The sequence below is a fragment of the Roseofilum sp. SBFL genome (assembly GCF_017746885.1).
Classification (GTDB): domain Bacteria; phylum Cyanobacteriota; class Cyanobacteriia; order Cyanobacteriales; family Desertifilaceae; genus Roseofilum.
In genome coordinates this window covers 50,950-68,069 of record NZ_JAGHZH010000039.1, presented here as the reverse complement: position 1 = coordinate 68,069, position 17,120 = coordinate 50,950, and the positions used below count along the sequence as shown (strand labels likewise).

At 47.1% G+C, this 17,120-nt stretch carries 28 protein-coding genes; 27 read left to right on the top strand and 1 reads right to left on the bottom strand.

From position 1 onward, the window contains the following. Positions 1-188: 188 nt before the first annotated feature. A complete protein-coding gene (locus J7545_RS04350) occupies positions 189-446 on the top strand; it encodes a hypothetical protein (RefSeq protein WP_318700772.1) in 258 nt (85 codons plus the stop codon). 383 nt (positions 447-829) lie between these two features. On the opposite strand, the gene cimA is transcribed toward J7545_RS04350, so the two are convergent. Continuing rightward, positions 830-2,491, bottom strand: coding sequence for a citramalate synthase (cimA, locus tag J7545_RS04345; RefSeq protein WP_318700773.1), 1,662 nt, complete (start codon positions 2,489-2,491; stop codon positions 830-832). 78 nt (positions 2,492-2,569) lie between these two features. Here cimA and J7545_RS04340 point away from each other — a divergent pair, with 78 nt between their 5' ends. The 26 genes from J7545_RS04340 to J7545_RS04215 all read left to right on the top strand — a co-directional run bounded on the left by J7545_RS04340 (position 2,570) and on the right by J7545_RS04215 (position 17,075). Further along, positions 2,570-2,692, top strand: a complete 123-nt coding sequence (locus tag J7545_RS04340) for a hypothetical protein (protein WP_318700775.1) — start codon at positions 2,570-2,572, stop codon at positions 2,690-2,692. A gap of 855 nt (positions 2,693-3,547) precedes the next feature. Then, positions 3,548-4,198, top strand: a complete 651-nt coding sequence (rplC, locus tag J7545_RS04335) for a 50S ribosomal protein L3 (RefSeq protein WP_318700777.1) — start codon at positions 3,548-3,550, stop codon at positions 4,196-4,198. Positions 4,199-4,263: 65 nt separating this feature from the next. Then, positions 4,264-4,896: a 50S ribosomal protein L4 gene (gene rplD, locus J7545_RS04330; protein ID WP_318700778.1), complete on the top strand. Its 633-nt coding sequence runs from the start codon at positions 4,264-4,266 to the stop codon at positions 4,894-4,896. Further along, the gene (locus J7545_RS04325; protein ID WP_318700779.1) at positions 4,886-5,200 is read left to right on the top strand and encodes a 50S ribosomal protein L23; all 315 of its coding nucleotides are present in this window, start codon (positions 4,886-4,888) and stop codon (positions 5,198-5,200) included. Before rplD ends, J7545_RS04325 begins: the two co-directional genes overlap by 11 nt. A 13-nt stretch (positions 5,201-5,213) precedes the next feature. Continuing rightward, positions 5,214-6,077: a 50S ribosomal protein L2 gene (gene rplB, locus J7545_RS04320; RefSeq protein WP_318700780.1), complete on the top strand. Its 864-nt coding sequence runs from the start codon at positions 5,214-5,216 to the stop codon at positions 6,075-6,077. Between the two features lie 100 nt (positions 6,078-6,177). Further along, positions 6,178-6,456, top strand: a complete 279-nt coding sequence (rpsS, locus tag J7545_RS04315; protein ID WP_271938938.1) for a 30S ribosomal protein S19 — start codon at positions 6,178-6,180, stop codon at positions 6,454-6,456. A gap of 61 nt (positions 6,457-6,517) precedes the next feature. Beyond that, the gene (gene rplV, locus J7545_RS04310) at positions 6,518-6,880 is read left to right on the top strand and encodes a 50S ribosomal protein L22 (RefSeq protein WP_318700781.1); all 363 of its coding nucleotides are present in this window, start codon (positions 6,518-6,520) and stop codon (positions 6,878-6,880) included. A 32-nt stretch (positions 6,881-6,912) separates the two neighbouring features. Further along, positions 6,913-7,644 carry a 30S ribosomal protein S3 gene (gene rpsC, locus J7545_RS04305; RefSeq protein ID WP_318700782.1) on the top strand — a complete coding sequence of 244 codons (732 nt, stop codon included), beginning with the start codon at positions 6,913-6,915 and terminating at the stop codon, positions 7,642-7,644. Positions 7,645-7,682: 38 nt separating this feature from the next. Then, positions 7,683-8,099, top strand: a complete 417-nt coding sequence (gene rplP, locus J7545_RS04300) for a 50S ribosomal protein L16 (protein WP_271938943.1) — start codon at positions 7,683-7,685, stop codon at positions 8,097-8,099. 5 nt (positions 8,100-8,104) lie between these two features. After that, complete coding sequence (gene rpmC / locus J7545_RS04295; protein ID WP_271938944.1) at positions 8,105-8,359, top strand: 50S ribosomal protein L29; 255 nt, start codon at positions 8,105-8,107, stop codon at positions 8,357-8,359. Between the two features lie 3 nt (positions 8,360-8,362). Then, positions 8,363-8,605, top strand: a complete 243-nt coding sequence (rpsQ, locus tag J7545_RS04290; protein ID WP_271938945.1) for a 30S ribosomal protein S17 — start codon at positions 8,363-8,365, stop codon at positions 8,603-8,605. Positions 8,606-8,655: 50 nt separating this feature from the next. Next, positions 8,656-9,021, top strand: coding sequence for a 50S ribosomal protein L14 (gene rplN / locus J7545_RS04285; RefSeq protein ID WP_283755979.1), 366 nt, complete (start codon positions 8,656-8,658; stop codon positions 9,019-9,021). Beyond that, positions 9,021-9,371 (top strand): 50S ribosomal protein L24, encoded by a 351-nt coding sequence (gene rplX / locus J7545_RS04280; protein ID WP_413038700.1) that lies wholly within the window; start codon positions 9,021-9,023, stop codon positions 9,369-9,371. Before rplN ends, rplX begins: the two co-directional genes overlap by 1 nt. 17 nt (positions 9,372-9,388) lie before the next feature. Then, complete coding sequence (rplE, locus tag J7545_RS04275) at positions 9,389-9,934, top strand: 50S ribosomal protein L5 (protein WP_318700783.1); 546 nt, start codon at positions 9,389-9,391, stop codon at positions 9,932-9,934. A 25-nt stretch (positions 9,935-9,959) separates the two neighbouring features. After that, entirely contained in the window at positions 9,960-10,361 is a 402-nt protein-coding gene (gene rpsH / locus J7545_RS04270; RefSeq protein WP_271938952.1) for a 30S ribosomal protein S8, read from the top strand. A 73-nt stretch (positions 10,362-10,434) separates the two neighbouring features. After that, entirely contained in the window at positions 10,435-10,998 is a 564-nt protein-coding gene (gene rplF, locus J7545_RS04265) for a 50S ribosomal protein L6 (RefSeq protein ID WP_318700784.1), read from the top strand. Positions 10,999-11,000: 2 nt separating this feature from the next. Next, a complete protein-coding gene (gene rplR, locus J7545_RS04260) occupies positions 11,001-11,366 on the top strand; it encodes a 50S ribosomal protein L18 (RefSeq protein ID WP_271938956.1) in 366 nt (121 codons plus the stop codon). A gap of 18 nt (positions 11,367-11,384) precedes the next feature. After that, positions 11,385-11,924 carry a 30S ribosomal protein S5 gene (rpsE, locus tag J7545_RS04255; RefSeq protein WP_271938959.1) on the top strand — a complete coding sequence of 180 codons (540 nt, stop codon included), beginning with the start codon at positions 11,385-11,387 and terminating at the stop codon, positions 11,922-11,924. A 54-nt stretch (positions 11,925-11,978) separates the two neighbouring features. Further along, complete coding sequence (gene rplO / locus J7545_RS04250) at positions 11,979-12,425, top strand: 50S ribosomal protein L15 (protein WP_271938961.1); 447 nt, start codon at positions 11,979-11,981, stop codon at positions 12,423-12,425. A 182-nt stretch (positions 12,426-12,607) separates the two neighbouring features. Continuing rightward, positions 12,608-13,915 (top strand): preprotein translocase subunit SecY, encoded by a 1,308-nt coding sequence (gene secY / locus J7545_RS04245; RefSeq protein ID WP_318700785.1) that lies wholly within the window; start codon positions 12,608-12,610, stop codon positions 13,913-13,915. Positions 13,916-13,919: 4 nt separating this feature from the next. After that, positions 13,920-14,480, top strand: coding sequence for an adenylate kinase (locus J7545_RS04240; RefSeq protein ID WP_271938965.1), 561 nt, complete (start codon positions 13,920-13,922; stop codon positions 14,478-14,480). A gap of 145 nt (positions 14,481-14,625) precedes the next feature. Further along, positions 14,626-14,850 carry a translation initiation factor IF-1 gene (infA, locus tag J7545_RS04235; RefSeq protein ID WP_271938968.1) on the top strand — a complete coding sequence of 75 codons (225 nt, stop codon included), beginning with the start codon at positions 14,626-14,628 and terminating at the stop codon, positions 14,848-14,850. Positions 14,851-14,936: 86 nt separating this feature from the next. After that, positions 14,937-15,050, top strand: a complete 114-nt coding sequence (rpmJ, locus tag J7545_RS04230) for a 50S ribosomal protein L36 (protein WP_271938971.1) — start codon at positions 14,937-14,939, stop codon at positions 15,048-15,050. Positions 15,051-15,156: 106 nt separating this feature from the next. Continuing rightward, a complete protein-coding gene (rpsM, locus tag J7545_RS04225; protein ID WP_271938974.1) occupies positions 15,157-15,540 on the top strand; it encodes a 30S ribosomal protein S13 in 384 nt (127 codons plus the stop codon). 84 nt (positions 15,541-15,624) lie between these two features. After that, on the top strand, positions 15,625-16,014 hold the full coding sequence (gene rpsK, locus J7545_RS04220; RefSeq protein WP_271938977.1) for a 30S ribosomal protein S11: 390 nt from the start codon (positions 15,625-15,627) through the stop codon (positions 16,012-16,014). A 119-nt stretch (positions 16,015-16,133) separates the two neighbouring features. Then, positions 16,134-17,075: a DNA-directed RNA polymerase subunit alpha gene (locus J7545_RS04215; protein WP_318700786.1), complete on the top strand. Its 942-nt coding sequence runs from the start codon at positions 16,134-16,136 to the stop codon at positions 17,073-17,075. Positions 17,076-17,120: the final 45 nt, after the last annotated feature.

The following is a 17,120-nucleotide window of genomic DNA, read 5'->3' as shown; positions in this document are numbered from 1 at the left end:
TCATTTTTGCCCATATGCATACTCTTGGGAATTGATATGCAGAAAAAATGGCGCGATCGCCTGCCTTGTCTACACTCTACGATTCCGAAAAGCTAAAGCTTTTCGGAGAGTGACAGAAGAGGGGTATAACCAAATTATTTTGGCTACTTTATTTGAAAAGCTTCTATTTTCCTTCTTTTTTGTCGGGAGTGTCAGAAATTGGACGAGTCCGAGCGCAAACAAAAGGAGTCAGCTTGAGTTTCCAGGCTGGAGAACATTTCACTAATACTATTTTAGCCGAGGAAAAACGGTTGCGTCAAGTTCTCTTGAATTGGTTAGGAAATGCAATTAAATTTACTGAAGAAGATCAAGTTATTTTGACGGTAATCAGTCAAGATTTACTCGAGGATAGCCCAGAAAAAAATCCTCTTTCTCCGAAAGAAAGAATCTGTTACAAAAACACTTAAATTTACAGTGGATCTATGAAACAGGAAAGGGAAGAGAAACCGATACAGAACTAGCAGCAATGGTTATCCCTCTTCTTTCACGTTCGCCAGAGAATAATCTGAACCCCTTACTGGCAAAGGCTTTCGGGAAAACACGAAATTTCTGAGTTTCGGTTAGCTTGCGTTGGCGAAGCCTGTCCGCAGGACTCTCGCTCAACATAATACCCTGACTAAGTTTTAGGATTGGGTTTGGATTTTACTTTTCCCAGAGTGATAGAAAAGGGTTATATTTAAGCAGCCTTTCCTCCTAATTTATATCAGTGGTGCGTTACGCTGCACTAACGCACCTTACTCGAGTGTCTTCCCAGTTCCCTAACCTCCATAGATCCCGTTTTCAGCAAGCCCTAGCCTAAAGAAGCCATATCAATAGATTGAGGATAGTCTTTTTCCTGGGCTTGATGAACTAAGAGTAAGCCATATTCTAGACCTTCAACAACGGCTTGATAGGACGCATCTAAAATATTTGTGGATACGCCTACGGTTGTCCATCGATTTAAGCCATCACTCGATTCCACTAATACCCTGGTTTTAGCTGAAGTTCCGGCTGTTCCATCGAGAATTCGGACTTTATAGTCGGTTAAATAGAAACCCCCAATTTCTGGGTAAAATTTCACCAAGGCTTTTCTGAGTGCTGCATCGAGTGCAGCCACGGGGCCATTTCCTTCGGCAACTTCAAGAAAATTGCGCTCATTTACTCTCACTTTTATGGTGGCTAAACCATTACTGGTCATGGTCGGATCTACGGTGGGCGATCCCATGTCACAATGGACATTAAATCCTTTGATTTCAAACCAGGATTGAGCTTGTCCTAAAGCCGATCGCATTAAGAGTTCAAAGCTGGCTTCTGCCCCTTCAAATTGATAGCCTTGATTTTCCAGATCCTTCAGCCGTTCTAAAATTTGCCGACAAGCAGGATTGTGTTTATCTAACTCGATGCCAAAAGAGCGGGCTTTCGCTAAAATGTTACTTAATCCGGCTTGATCGGAGACCACAATCCGCCGTTGATTGCCGATTTTTTCCGGTTGTAAATGTTCGTAGGTGAGGGGATTTCGCGCGACCGCAGAAACATGAATGCCGCCTTTATGGGCAAAGGCAGAACGTCCGACAAAGGGGGCATGATGATTGGGGGCTAAATTGACGACTTCACTGACAAATCTGCTGGTTTCGGTCAGGTTGGCTAATTGGTCTTCGGCTAAACAGGAATAACCGAGTTTGAGTTGCAAATTGGGGATGACAGAGCAGAGGTTGGCATTGCCGCAGCGTTCGCCATAGCCATTGATGGTTCCTTGTACCATGTGCGCTCCCTCTTGCACAGCGGCGATCGCATTAGCAACTGCCGTATCCGAGTCATTATGGGGGTGAATCCCTAGTTTCACCGTATAACTGTGCTGCTGAAAATGGGCTTTTACATCTCGCACAATAGCAGTGATTTCATAGGGTAGGGTTCCGCCATTCGTATCGCACAGTACCACCCATTCTGCGCCGGCTTGTACCGCTTGGTCTAGGGTAGAGAGAGCATATTCAGGATTTTGCTTGTAGCCATCAAACCAATGTTCCGCATCGTACATGATGCGACGACCTTGAGTGCAGAAATATTCGGCCGTATCTGCAATCATGGCTAAATTTTCTTCTAAGGTCGTATGTAATCCTTCCGTGACATGCAGATCCCAAGATTTACCAAAAAAGCAGATCCATTGGGTTCCAGCACTGAGAATGGCTTGGATCATGGGATCGTCAGCCGCTTGGGTATGAGGACGACGGGTAGAACAGAAGGCAACTAAGGCTGCTTGCGTGAGGGGTTGTTCTTTCAGATGCCAGAAAAATTGTACATCTTTGGGGTTGGCACCGGGCCAACCCCCTTCAATAAAGGGAACCCCTAGTTGATCGAGACGGCGGACGATTCGTAGTTTATCGTCTAGGGACAGAGAAAGTCCTTCTCGTTGAGCGCCATCTCGGAGTGTCGTGTCGTAGATCCAGATGGGTTGAAGGTTGGATAAGGTAGTCATGCAATTAAACCCGCTTGCGTCAGGCGATCGATTTCGTCCTTAATTGTAGAGAAAGAGTTCAGAAGGAAAATGTAAATTATGGTGAAGATTAAAGTGGCTGGCCAAGAGATTACCTGTGAGTCGGGGGCAAATTTACGCCAAGTGCTGTTAGCCCATGGTATTGCACCATACTCCTCTTCTGCCAATTTCGCCAGAGGATAATCTGAAATCCCCACTGAGCAAGGATTTCGGAAAAAACAAAATTTCTGAGTTTCTGTTAGTTGGCGATCGCTCAAGATTCTTGCCAGTGGTAGATGAACCAATTGCTAATTGCTTATTTGAGAATCTCGATCAGCTAGAAGAAGTCTGATACCACAGCTACCAAACCTTATTGAAACAGCCAGAATTAATTGCAGGGTTAATCAATTTCCTCAACTTATGCTATGGGATTAAAAGATATCCAATACCAAAAATACACCATAACCGTGAGGGCCCATAAACTATGGGAAAACCTGGAAACAGCTTAGGCGGAACTCATCACCACAAATTTGGGAATCGATAGCCGTTCTAGAGCCACCAACATTATTCTATTAACTGTAGGGATAAGAGATTTAGCAATAATTGGGACAGCTTGGTTTGTCAGATCGCAATGGAAGAATCGGAATGGAAGAAATAGCGATCGCCTCCTCACACACTCCCCAAAAATCATCCCCACCCTATAGACAAACACCGCCAGATGCTCTATAGTGGTATATTGTCGCCAAAAATAAGGTTGCTTACTTTTCGTGAGACCCTCTAGCGGAGACCCCAGTCGCCATAAGGATACTGAGCCTTAGTGTGCTTAAGTCCAGGTGCTATAGATAAGGGTAACCAGTAATTCAAAACTTGGTTGTCTAAAGTATTAAGGGCATTAGCCTTAATACGAATCTAAATAATTCAGCCAGCTGCCTGAGTCTTGCTGTTGAAGTGAGACCGGTATTTGTCTGAGTAATACTTAGGGAAAATTATAGATCCGGCCTATCCCATAAAGATGTGGCTTGATTGTTGTCTGTAAACAAAAAGGAGACTACCCAACCTGTGTCTGTAGGTATTCTCGGAACCAAACTCGGCATGACCCAAATCTTTGACATGGAAGAAGGAATCGCCATTCCGGTCACCGTTGTCCAAGCTGGACCATGCACCGTAACCCAAATCAAAACTCCAGAAACCGATGGCTATAGTGCCATCCAACTGGGCTATGATGCTGTACCGAAAAAGCGGCTCAACCGTCCAGAAGTTGGGCACTTAGAGAAATCGGGCGCTGTGGCAGGGGAAACTGGACTGCGGCATCTGCGAGAATATCGCAGCGATACCGTCAGCAGCTATGAACTCGGTCAAGAACTCAAAGCTGACCTCTTCACAGAAGGTCAACTGGTTGATGTCATTGGTAAAAGTATCGGTCGCGGGTTCGCCGGTTACCAAAAGCGCCATAACTTCCGCCGGGGGCCGATGTCCCACGGTTCAAAAAACCACCGCCTTCCGGGATCGACCGGAGCAGGAACCACCCCTGGACGAATTTACCCAGGGAAAAAAATGGCAGGACGTAAAGGCAATGCCCAAATCACGATTCGCAAACTGCAAGTCGTGCGGGTAGATACCGATCGCAACCTACTGCTGATTAAAGGTTCAGTTCCAGGCAAACCCGGAACGCTCCTGAGTATCGCTCCAACCAATCAAGTGGGCGGCTGATCCACACAGAAAGAAACCCTCTCTATCTAAGGGATCAAAGCAAGTAGAAAAGGAAAATCGAAACTATGGTTAGTTGCGTAAGGAAAGACTGGCAAGGGTCAGAGGTGGGCGAAGCCAACCTTGAACTCAAGGTCGCCAAAGAAGAGACGAGCGCTCATATTGTCCACCGTGCCCTCGTGCGTCAACTCAATAATGCACGCCAAGGAACCGCTTGCAGCAAAACCCGCGCCGAAGTTAGAGGGGGCGGACGCAAACCTTGGCGGCAAAAAGGAACCGGTCGCGCTCGTGCGGGTTCTATCCGTTCTCCCCTGTGGCGAGGGGGTGGGGTGATCTTCGGGCCCAAGCCCAGAAGTTACGAAACCAAGATGAACCGTAAAGAGCGGCGCTTGGCCTTAACCACAGCCTTAATGGGCAGAACCGATGACCTGATTGCGATCGAAGAAATTGGCGACAACCTGGCTCGGCCCAAAACCAAAGAACTCCTAGGGGCGATTGCCCGTTGGGGAGCAGCAGAGACCGACAAAGTGCTGCTTATCATCCCCGAACGCCATGAAAACCTCTATTTGTCTGCTCGCAATGTCCCCAGACTGCGATTAATTCTTGCCGAGCAACTCAACGTCTACGACATCCTCAATGCAGACAAAATCATAGCCACCGGTTCCGCTCTCGAAAAAATTCAGGAGGTCTATGGTGAGTAATTCTACTCTTTCAGGCAATCGCGCCCTACCTGACCTGATCCGCCGCCCGATCGTCACCGAAAAAGGAACTCGACTCTTAGAAGACAACAAATATGTCTTTGAAGTCCTTCCCCAGGCCACTAAGCCGGAAATTAAGGCGGCGATCGAAAGCCTATTTGAGGTCAAAGTTACCAAGGTAAACACCTATCGCGCCCCCCGTAAAAAACGGCGTGTAGGTCGCTTCACGGGATATAAAGCTCAATACAAACGAGCCGTAGTCACCCTATCCCCTGGCGACCAGATCATCTTGTTCCCAGAAGTGTAATTGATGAACTGTTATGGGCATTCGATCCTACAAACCCTATACCTCAAGTACCCGGCAGCAGAGTGTCTCTGATTTTGCGGAGATCACTAAAGATCGGCCAGAGAAATCCCTGATTAAGAAAAATCACCGGGTCAAAGGCCGGAATAACCGAGGAGTTATTACCTGTCGCCATCGGGGGGGCGGTCATAAACGGCGCTATCGTCTGGTGGATTTCCGGCGGAATAAATTCAACGTTCCTGCCAAAGTTGCGGCGATTGAGTACGATCCCAACCGCAACGCTCGCCTAGCCCTATTGTTTTACACTGATGGTGAAAAACGGTACATCCTCCATCCTAGAGGATTAGCCGTAGGTACAACTGTAATTTCCGGTGAAAACGTTCCCATTGAAGTCGGCAACTGTATGCCCTTGGGTAACATGCCTTTGGGAACTAGCGTTCATAACATTGAACTTGTCTCCGGACGGGGTGGGCAAATTGTGCGCGCGGCTGGAGCTACGGCGCAAGTCGTCGCCAAAGAAGGGGACTATGTAACCCTGCGTTTACCCTCTACAGAAGTGCGGATGGTGCGCAAGGAATGCTACGCGACCATTGGCCAAGTGGGCAACGTAGAAGCTCGTAATATCACCCTAGGAAAAGCTGGACGGACTCGGAGGAAAGGTCGTCGCCCTCAAGTGCGAGGCAGCGTCATGAACCCCGTAGATCACCCCCATGGTGGTGGTGAAGGACGGGCCCCCGTCGGTCGCAGTGGCCCTGTAACCCCTTGGGGTAAACCAGCCTTGGGTGCAAAAACACGGAAGAAACATAAATCTAGCGATCGCTTGATTGTACGTCGTCGTCGTCGGACTTCCAAGCGCGGTCGCGGAGGTCGTCAAGCCTAATCAATTAAAAATTAAAAATTAAAAATTAAAAATGACTGTTTTTAGTTTTGGTTTTTAATGTTTTGATTGACTCCCCTGATTACATAACCTTGAAAGTCTTATGGCTCGTTCCTTAAAAAAAGGCCCCTTTGTTGCCGACCATCTGTTAACCAAAATTGAAAAACTCAATGATAGAGGCGAAAAACAAGTGATTAAAACTTGGTCTCGCCCCTCCACCATTGTGCCCCAGATGATTGGCCATACCATTGCTGTTCATAATGGCCGCCAGCATGTTCCCGTGTTTATCACAGAACAGATGGTCGGACATAAATTAGGAGAATTTGCTCCCACTCGAACCTATCGAGGCCATGCAAAGAGCGACAAAAAAGCTCGCCGATAATTAATATTCCCCCTAGGGATAATCGGTTTCCCCCTTATTGACTCAGGATGAAAGAAAAACGATGGCAATCGATACTTCTGTAGAAACTCGTGCGATCGCACGGTACATCCGTATGTCCCCCCATAAAGCCCGTCGAGTATTAGACCAAATTCGGGGAAAAACCTATCGGGATGCACTGATCGTACTCGAATTCATGCCCTACCGTGCCTGTCAACCCATCTTAAAGGTGTTGCGATCGGCAGTCGCGAATGCGGAACATAACCAGGGACTCGACCCTAGAAGCCTAGTGATTAGCAAAGCCTTTGCTGACGCTGGCCCAGCCCTCAAGCGCTTTCGCCCTCGGGCCCAAGGACGGGCTTATCAAATTCGTAAACCCACCTGTCATATTACAGTAGCTGTTGCCCCAGAAGCGGCTAGCAGTTAGCTCAACCGTTGATTGATTGAGAGGATTACTCTGTGGGACAAAAAATACACCCAACTGGGTTTCGGCTAGGAATCACTCAAGAACACCGTTCTCGCTGGTTCGCGGATTCCAGACATTACCCAGGAATCTTACAAGAAGACTTTAAGATTCGTAAATATGTAGAAAAACAACTCAATAATGCTGGGATTTCCCAAGTCCGCATTGAGCGCAAAGCCGATCAGATCGACCTAGAAATCCATACCGCCCGTCCTGGTGTCGTCGTCGGTCGAGGAGGTCAAGGTATTGAGTCTCTACGCACTAACCTGCAAAAAGAAATTGGCGATAGCAATCGTCAAATTCGGATTAACGTCGTCGAAGTCACCCGTGTCGATGCTGATGCCGGTCTACTGGCTGAATATATCGCCCAACAACTCGAACGTCGGGTATCCTTCCGCCGGGTTGTGCGCCAAGCCATCCAACGGGCCCAACGGGCAGGGGTTCAAGGGATCAAAATCCAAGTTAGTGGCCGTCTGAATGGAGCAGAAATTGCTCGGACAGAATGGACCAGAGAAGGACGAGTCCCCCTGCATACCCTCCGGGCTGACATTGACTACGCTTACCGCACCGCTCAAACCATTTACGGGATCTTGGGCATTAAACTTTGGGTCTTTAAAGGAGAGATTATCCCTGGGCAAGAAGAAACTCCCCCACCTGGGCCAAGCCCCAACCGTCGTCGAGGAAATCGCCGTCGCCCCCAATTTGAAGACCGATCCAACGAGAACTAATCGTTATTGGTGACCCATTATTGAATTGAGTTCTGGTCATGTTAAGTCCAAGAAGAACAAAATTTCGCAAACAACACCGAGGTCGAATGCAAGGGTTGGCTTCCCGTGGGAATGTCATTAATTTTGGAGACTTTGGTCTTCAAGCCCTAGAACCTCATTGGATTACCTCCCGCCAAATTGAATCGGGTCGTCGAGCTATGACTCGGTATATCAAGCGGGGTGGGAAAATTTGGATTCGCATTTTCCCCGACAAACCGGTAACCATGCGCCCAGCCGAAACCCGGATGGGTTCCGGGAAAGGAAACCCAGAATATTGGGTAGCCGTAGTCAAACCCGGACGGATTATTTATGAAATTGCAGGTGTGCCAGAAGACATTGCCCGTGAAGCCATGCGTCTGGCTTCCCATAAATTTCCGATCAAGACTAAATTTTTGGTGCGTGATTCCCAAGGTTAGAGAAGATGCCATTACCTAAGATTGACGAGGTGAGAAACCTTACCGATGAGGAACTGGGCGAGCAGATTGTAGCCATTAAACGTGAATTGTTTCAGTTACGGCTCAAGCAAGCCACCGGCCAGGGAGAAATCAAACCTCATCAGTTCAAACACCTCAAACACCGCCAGTCGCAACTCTTGATGGTTGAAAGGCAGAGGCAGTTGGCTCAAACCCAATCGCAAGACACGACGACACCTGTAGAGGACACAGAGGAGTCATAATCTATGCCTGTCAAAGAACGAGTGGGTACCGTAATTAGCAATAAAATGCAGAAGACCGTGGTGGTAGCGATTGAAAACCGCAGCGCCCACCCCAAATACGGTAAAACCGTGGTCAAAACTAAGCATTACAAAGCCCACGACGAAGACAACCAATGTAAAGAAGGCGATCGCGTCTTAATTAAAGAGTCTCGTCCCCTGAGTCGAACCAAACGTTGGACTGTTAGTGAGATCCTAGAATCTCGTTAGTGACTGTTTATGCAGAGCGTTGATTCCCTTTTTGATCCAGGAATAAACCTATGATTCAACAAGAATCCTATCTCAATGTAGCCGATAACAGTGGCGCTCGTAAGATCATGTGTATTCGGGTTCTCGGTGGCAACCGAACCTATGGTTGTATTGGCGATGAAATTGTTGCCGTCGTCAAAGATGCCAACCCCAATATGGCGATCAAAAAATCCGATGTGGTTCGCGCTGTAATTGTGAGAACCAAAAAAGGATTGCGCCGCGACAGTGGCATGAGTATTCGCTTTGATGATAATGCTGCCGTCATTATTAACAAAGATGGCAACCCTAGGGGAACCCGTGTATTTGGCCCAGTGGCTCGTGAATTGCGAGATAAGAATTACACGAAAATCGTATCCCTAGCACCGGAGGTTCTGTAATGGCTAAAGCCGTAAAACAGAAATCACTTGCGACAAAAATGCATGTCAAAAAAGGCGATACCGTGCAAGTGATTGCGGGCAAGGATAAGGGAAAAGTTGGAGAAGTGCTTGAGGCGCTGCCCAAACTCAGTAAAGTCGTGGTTCAAAACGTGAATATTAGAACCAAGCACGTTAAACCCAGACAAGAAGGAGAATCGGGACAAATCAAGACCTTTGAAGCTCCCATCCATAGCTCGAATGTAATGCTCTATTCCAGCAAAGAAAAAGTAGCCTCTCGTGTTTCCTATACCGTCAATGAAGATGGAAAGAAGGTACGGATGCTCAAAAAAACTGGGGAAATCATTGATTAAGTTGGCAGGAAATCGCTATGGTACAACCCCTTAAAACCCGATATCAAGAAAAAATTGTTCCCAAACTGATGGAGCAATTTGGGTACACGAATATTCATCAAGTACCCAAAATCGAAAAAGTAACCATTAACCGAGGACTTGGAGAAGCATCTCAAAATGCCAAATCTCTAGAAGCCTCCCAAAAGGAATTGTCGATCATTACTGGACAAAAACCGGTAGTGACTCGTGCGAAAAAGGCGATCGCCGGATTCAAAATTCGGAAAGGAATGCCCATTGGTATCATGGTCACCCTACGCAGCGATCGCATGTATGCGTTCCTAGACCGATTAATGAACTTGGCTCTGCCCCGTATTCGGGACTTTCGAGGCGTTAGCCCCAAGAGTTTCGATGGACGCGGGAACTATAATCTCGGTCTGCGGGAGCAGCTCATTTTCCCCGAAATAGAATATGACAAAATTGACCAAATTCGAGGGATGGATGTTGCTATTACTACAACCGCTCAATCCGATGAAGAAGGACGCGCCTTACTGCGGGAAATGGGAATGCCTTTCCGGGAAAACTAAAGGAGTTTTATCGAGAGAGTAAACGATGGCCGTAAACGACACGATCGCGGATATGCTCACGCGCCTTCGCAATGCGAACTTAGCGCGGCATCAAACCACTCAAGTTCCATCCACTAAACTCACCCGGAGTATTGCCCAAGTCTTAAAAGATGAAGGCTTTATTTCCGATTTTGAGAATGTGGGGGAAGGAGTCAAAACCCAGCTCCGGATTGCCCTCAAATATAAAGGCAAAAACCGAAGCCCAATTATCAGCAAACTCGAACGGGTCAGTCGTCCCGGTCTGAGGGTTTATAAAAATCGCAAGGAACTCCCCCGCGTTTTAGGTGGGATTGGAATTGCCATTATTTCGACCTCCCATGGCATTATGACTGACCGTGAAGCCCGTCGCCAAGGTATTGGTGGTGAAGTGCTTTGCTATGTTTGGTAGCTTTGAATTGACGATTGCTCCAGAGTAAGCATCAATGATTAGACCCATGAACAAGGACAACAAGTAAAAGATTATGTCTCGAATTGGTAAACGTCCTATTAATATTCCTGACAAAGTAACGGTTACCCTTAATGGTCAACAAGTCTCTGTCAAAGGGCCAAAAGGACAGCTAGAGCGCATCTTGCCTTCAGAAGTCACGATTGAACAAGACAACGATACCTTAATTGTGAAGCGGCGCAATGACTCCCGTAAATGTCGGGCGGCTCATGGTCTATGCCGTACCCTCGTCTTTAATATGGTGGAAGGGGTATCCAAGGGCTTTGAAAAACGCCTGGAACTGCAAGGGGTAGGCTATCGGGCCCAAGCCAAGGGCAAAGCCTTAACCTTAAATGTGGGATATAGCAAACCCGTAGATGTTGACCCTCCAGACGGGATCAATTTTGCTGTGGTCGATAATACCGGCAAAGCAGTTAATCAAGGCACTTTTGTGGTGATTAGCGGCATCGATAAAGAAGTGGTGGGCAATACTGCCGCCAAAATTCGCGATGTTCGTCCTCCCGAAGTCTATAAGGGTAAAGGCATTCGCTATCAGGGCGAAATCGTCAGACGTAAAGCGGGTAAGGCAGGTAAGAAATAACCATGAAACGAACCAGACAAGAATTTCGGCAGCGTAGACACAATCGCATTCGCAAGTCAGTCAGCGGAACAACTGAGCGTCCCCGGTTAGCGGTGTTCCGCTCCAATCAGCATATCTATGCTCAGGTCATTGATGATACCCAACATCATACCCTGGCGGCAGCTTCCACAATGGAATCAGAAATCAAATCTGCATTGAACGCTGCGGGGAGGACTTGTGAAGCGTCTGCCCAAGTGGGTAAGGCGATCGCCGAACGAGCCATAAATAAAGGGGTTTCCAAAGTGGTGTTCGACCGAGGTGGAAATTTGTACCATGGCCGCGTTAAAGCCTTAGCCGATGCGGCCCGTGAAGCTGGATTAGACTTTTAGCATAAACCCACAAAAACCATGGAAGAAAAAGAAAAGAAAGGCAAATCTCGCAAAGCCAACCGCAATCGAGAAAAAGAAAGTGAATGGCAAGAGCGGGTGGTGCAAATCCGCCGGGTGACCAAGGTGGTCAAAGGGGGTAAAAAATTAAGCTTCCGGGCGATCGTTGTTGTCGGCAATGAGCGCGGGCAAGTCGGTGTAGGTGTGGGTAAAGCCAGCGATGTCATCGGAGCGGTGAAAAAAGGAGTCGCTGATGCCAAAAAACACCTAATTACCGTACCCCTAACTAAATCGAACTCCTTGCCCCATCCGTCCACTGGAGAAGCCACCGGCGCTAGAGTAATGATGCGTCCAGCCGCTCCCGGTACTGGGGTAATTGCTGGGGGTTCAGTACGTACCGTACTAGAACTGGCAGGAGTTCAGAATGCTCTAGCCAAACAACTCGGTTCCAATAACCCCCTCAATAATGCAAGGGCAGCCGTTGATGCCTTGTCTAGCCTCCGTACCTTTGCGGACGTAGCCCAAGAACGGGGCATTGAGATCGAAAAACTTTATGTCTAGCGCCCAAGAAGGGACTAACCAGAGAGTAAACCGGTAAGCGCAAGGATAAATACCATGAGATTAGAAGATGTTGCACCTCAAAAAGGTTCCCGTAAACGCCGCCGTCGCGTCGGTCGGGGAATCTCGGCAGGTCAGGGTGCCAGTTGCGGCTTTGGAATGCGAGGACAAAAGTCTCGTTCCGGTCGTGGAACTCGTCCTGGGTTTGAAGGGGGACAAATGCCCCTGTATCGCCGTGTACCCAAACTGAAGCACTTTACAGTTATTAACAAACAACAGTACACTACGGTTAACATTCGTCAACTGGCTTCTCTCCCAGCTAATACTGAAGTGACTTTAGACTCATTGATGGACGCAGGAATTGTAACCACCAATGACGGCCCCTTAAAAATCTTAGGAGATGGAGAAATTAGCGTAGCTCTGCAAGTGAAAGCAGCTCAATTTACCGCTAATGCTCGCACTAAACTCGAAGGCGCTGGAGGGAGTTGCCAGGTTTTAGAATAAGGCGCTTTTCGCTTCGCGGGCCTGTTTCGGCTGTCGCCGACATGAACCTGTCGGAGAAAATCCGAAATGCGCTAGGCAAAAGGCAAGAAGCGCAAGGAAAAAGCTTCATCGCCTAAGACCATTCAGTTGGAAATTGCCAATGTTCACCCACCTATTTACCGTCGTCATCGAGGTATCCCTTAATGACCGTTAGTCGAGACAAAACCCCAAGCGCTCAAGAAACGTTTATCCAGATGGCTCAAGCAGCCGGCCTTAGAGGTCGGTTGCTCGTCACTCTGGGCTTATTAATTTTGGCTAGATTAGGGGTTTATATCCCCGTCATTGGCATTGACCGACAACAATTTAGCCGCAATATTGAAGGCAGTCCAGTTATTGGATTATTAGACCTATTTTCCGGTGGTGGGATTTCTCAACTGGGTGTTTTTGCCCTGGGTATCCTTCCCTTTATTAATGCCTCCATCATTATCCAATTACTCACTGCTGCTCTGCCCTCATTGGAAGATTTACAGAAAAATGAGGGAGAAGCCGGACGGCGTAAACTCTCCCAAATTACCCGCTATGTTGCCCTAGGATGGTGCATCCTTCAGAGTGTGGGGATTGGGTTATGGTTAAATAGCGCTCCTGGAGTGGCCTTAAATCCAGGGCCAACTTTTGTGATCCAAACCGTTTTAGCCTTAAGTGCTGGCTCCATGTTAGTCATGTGGTTTGGAGAAGTGATTACTGAACGAGGTATCGGCAACGGTGCGTCGTTATTGATTTTTGTCAATATTGTTTCTACGTTACCCAGATCCATTGGCCAAACCATTGAGTTAGCCTCTAGTGGAGATAGCAGTATTGTTGGACGAACCGTGATTTTGGTCATGGTCTTTCTAGTAATGATTGTCGGTATTGTGTTTGTTCAGGAAGGAACGCGCCGAATCCCCATTATCTCCGCTCGCCGTCAAGTGGGTCGAAAACTGTATTTGGAAACAAGTAGCTATCTTCCCTTGCGATTAAATCAAGGTGGAGTGATGCCTATTATTTTTGCTTCCGCCGTCTTGATTTTGCCGGTGACTTTGGCTGAGTTAACGGGTAGTTCAGCGATTGTTAGTGTAGTTCAATATCTGAGTCCAGGAGGAGCGTTATATATTCCGTTCTACTTGACCATGATTCTGTTTTTTAGCTATTTCTATGCTTCCTTGATTATGAATCCTGTGGATGTGGCTCAAAACCTGAAAAAAATGGGTTCGAGTATCCCTGGCATTCGTCCTGGAAAAGCAACGAGTGAGTATATCGAACGGGTTCTGAATCGGTTGACGTTCTTAGGAGCTGTGTTTTTAGGCATTGTGGCTATTGTGCCTACAGTGGTTGAAGGCTTGACCCGCGTCCCAACATTTCAAGGATTAGGCGCAACCTCCCTACTGATTTTAGTTGGGGTGGCGATTGACACCGCGAAGCAAATTCAAACCTATGTGATTTCTCAACGTTATGAAGGGATGGTGAAACAGTAGTGTCATGTCAAGGTTGATTTTTATTGGCCCCCCAGGTTCTGGGAAGGGAACCCAAGCCGCAGAACTCTCAAAACGAGAGAAAATTCCCCATATTTCTACTGGGGAAATTCTCCGTAATAGTGTGGCGAACAAGACTGATTTGGGATTAAAAGCTAAGTATTATATGGATCAAGGGTCTTTAGTTCCCGATCAGTTAGTCTTCGATTTAGTGGAGGAGCGGTTAAGTCAAGAAGATGCCCAGAATGGGTGGATTTTAGATGGTTTTCCCCGTAACAGTTCCCAGGCGGAGACATTTCAGCAAATGTTGTATGCCAAAAATAGAGATTGTGATTATGCCATTTTTTTAGAAGTGCCAGACGCAATTTTAATTGAGCGGCTTTTGTTGAGAGGACGGGCTGATGATACAGCTGAGACGATTCGCCATCGCTTAGATGTTTATCAAGAGGAGACTCAACCTTTGATTGATTTCTATGGCGCTCGAGGTAAACTGAGGCGGATTCGGGGAAATCAGCCCGTCGAGAAGGTAACTCAGGATTTACAACATGCTTTGACAACGGGACATTAGTGGTTAGTTAACCGATAACAAGATAGAGTTTGACAAAAAAAAATTTGATAAGATATGTAAAGACCCCGAAAACAGAGTTTTCGGGGCATAGTCATGGGACGTAGATTCCTGTACTAAAAACCTGTTGAATTGAGGATAGATTACATTGGCTAAACAAGATTTAATTGAAATGGAAGGGCAAGTTACGGAATCCTTGCCTAATGCCATGTTTCGGGTGGACTTGGATAACGGGTTTAATGTATTAGCTCATATTTCGGGCAAAATCCGTCGGAACTATATCAAAATTCTGCCGGGCGATCGCGTGAAAGTTGAATTAACTCCCTATGATTTAACCAAAGGGAGAATCACCTATCGATTGCGTAAGAAATAGAGGAATTTAGATCTCCCTCGTCTGATTTGACAAAACCGAAGTAAAACTGATAAGATGTTATATTTGTAGACATTCAAAAATAGGGCATGAAAGTCCGAGCATCCGTCCGGAAAATGTGTGAGAAATGCCGAGTTATCCGCCGTAAAGGTCGGGTAATGGTGATCTGTTCTAACCCAAAACATAAGCAACGTCAAGGTTAACTTCAACCCCAGACCTGAATCAATTGGGATTACGTTTTAGAGTGGATCGATTCTCCCCCTAGGGAGATGACCTAAGTTAAGTTGTTCAAGACGAGGGAGAAAAAGTGTGGCCAGAATAGCTGGTGTAGACCTACCGCGAGATAAGCGCATAGAAATAGGTCTAACCTACATCTATGGGATCGGCTTAAGCCGTTCCCAAAAGATATTAGCGGATACTGGAGTAAATCCAGATACAAGAGTTAAAGATTTAACCGATGCGGATATTGTTGCCTTAAGAGGTACGGTAGAAAGCCAATATCAAATCGAAGGGGATCTCAGACGTTGGGAGGCAATGAATATCAAGCGTCTGATGGACATTGGAACCTATCGGGGCAGACGGCATCGTATGGGATTACCCGTACGGGGACAACGAACCCGCACCAATGCCCGTACCCGTCGTGGAGTCCGCCGCACAGTAGCTGGGAAGAAAAAAGCAGCCGCTAAGAAATAACCTGCTGTTGGATGCGATCGCCCGGATTGGGATTAGTCCATTAAAGACCTTTGAGATCAAGATACATAGAGTGCAACATAAATTATGGCACGACCAAAGAAAACAGGCCCTAAAAAGCAAAAGCGAAATATTCCTAATGGTGTAGCTCACATTCAATCGACGTTCAACAACACGATTGTCTCCATTACTGCTCCTAACGGAGATGTGATTTCTTGGGCTTCAGCCGGATCGAGTGGATTTAAGGGAGCGAAAAAAGGCACCCCCTTTGCGGCTCAGACAGCCGCCGATAGTGCTGCTCGTCGGGCGATCGACCAAGGAATGCGACAAATCGAAGTTATGGTGAGTGGCCCGGGGTCGGGGCGAGAAACGGCCATCCGTGCCCTACAAGGTTCCGGATTGGAAATTACCCTCATTCGAGATGTAACCCCCATTCCCCATAATGGGTGTCGTCCTCCAAAACGGCGGCGGGTGTAAGGATCGTTCCTATTCTGCAACAAATGCAGATGAGACGACCTCACCCCATTCAATCAAAGAAAACAGCTAGGAAGGTCATGTGTCGCCCTCCTAGAAACCAGGCGAAGGGAGGTGGCTCTGTGGGGCAGTTTCAAGTTGAATGTGTTGAAAGTTATACCGAAAAAGATCAAAGTCAGTATAGCCGATTTATTCTAGAACCCCTAGAAAGAGGTCAAGGAACCACAGTAGGCAATGCCCTTAGACGGGTATTGCTTTCTAACCTAGTGGGAGCAGCAGTGACCTCGGTAAGGATTGAGAAAGTAAACCATGAGTTTGCAACCATCAAAGGCGTTCGGGAAGATGTACTCGAAATCTTACTGAACATGAAGGAAATCATTGTTAAAAGCTACTCGAATCAACCCCAAATTGGCCGTTTAGTGGCTACGGGACCAAAAACCGTGCAAGCGAGCGACTTTGATTTACCGTCAGAAGTGGAATTAGTTAATGGGACTCAGAAGGTAGCTACCCTATCAGAGGATGCAACCTTAGAAATGGAGTTTCGGATTGAAACGGGTACAGGCTACCGATCGGTAGACCGTAGTCGTCAAGATCCGACTGCCTTGGACTTTCTCCAGATTGATGCAATTTTTATGCCCGTATCTAAAGTCAATTATATGGTGGAAGATGCGCGGGTTGGGGGTTCCTTAGAACAAGACCGACTGATTCTTGATGTTACAACTAATGGGAGTATTACTCCTCAAGAAGCCCTATCTCAAGCATCAAACATATTGGTCGATTTATTTAGTCCTCTCAAAGATATTACCTTTGAGCCACTCAAGGACGAGCCAGAACTGACTGATGATCCCAACAGTCAGATCCCGATTGAAGAATTACAGTTATCGGTGAGAGCTTACAACTGTCTCAAACGAGCGCAGATCAATAATGTATCAGATCTACTAGATTACACCCAAGAAGATTTGCTCGAGATCAAGAACTTTGGAGCTAAATCGGCTGAAGAAGTGATTGAAGCCTTGCAACAGCGGTTAGGGATTACTCTGCCCCATGAAAAGGCCAAATCCTAACTGAGGCCAGGGGTTAAATCTTGTCTAAACTTTGAAACGTGGAAA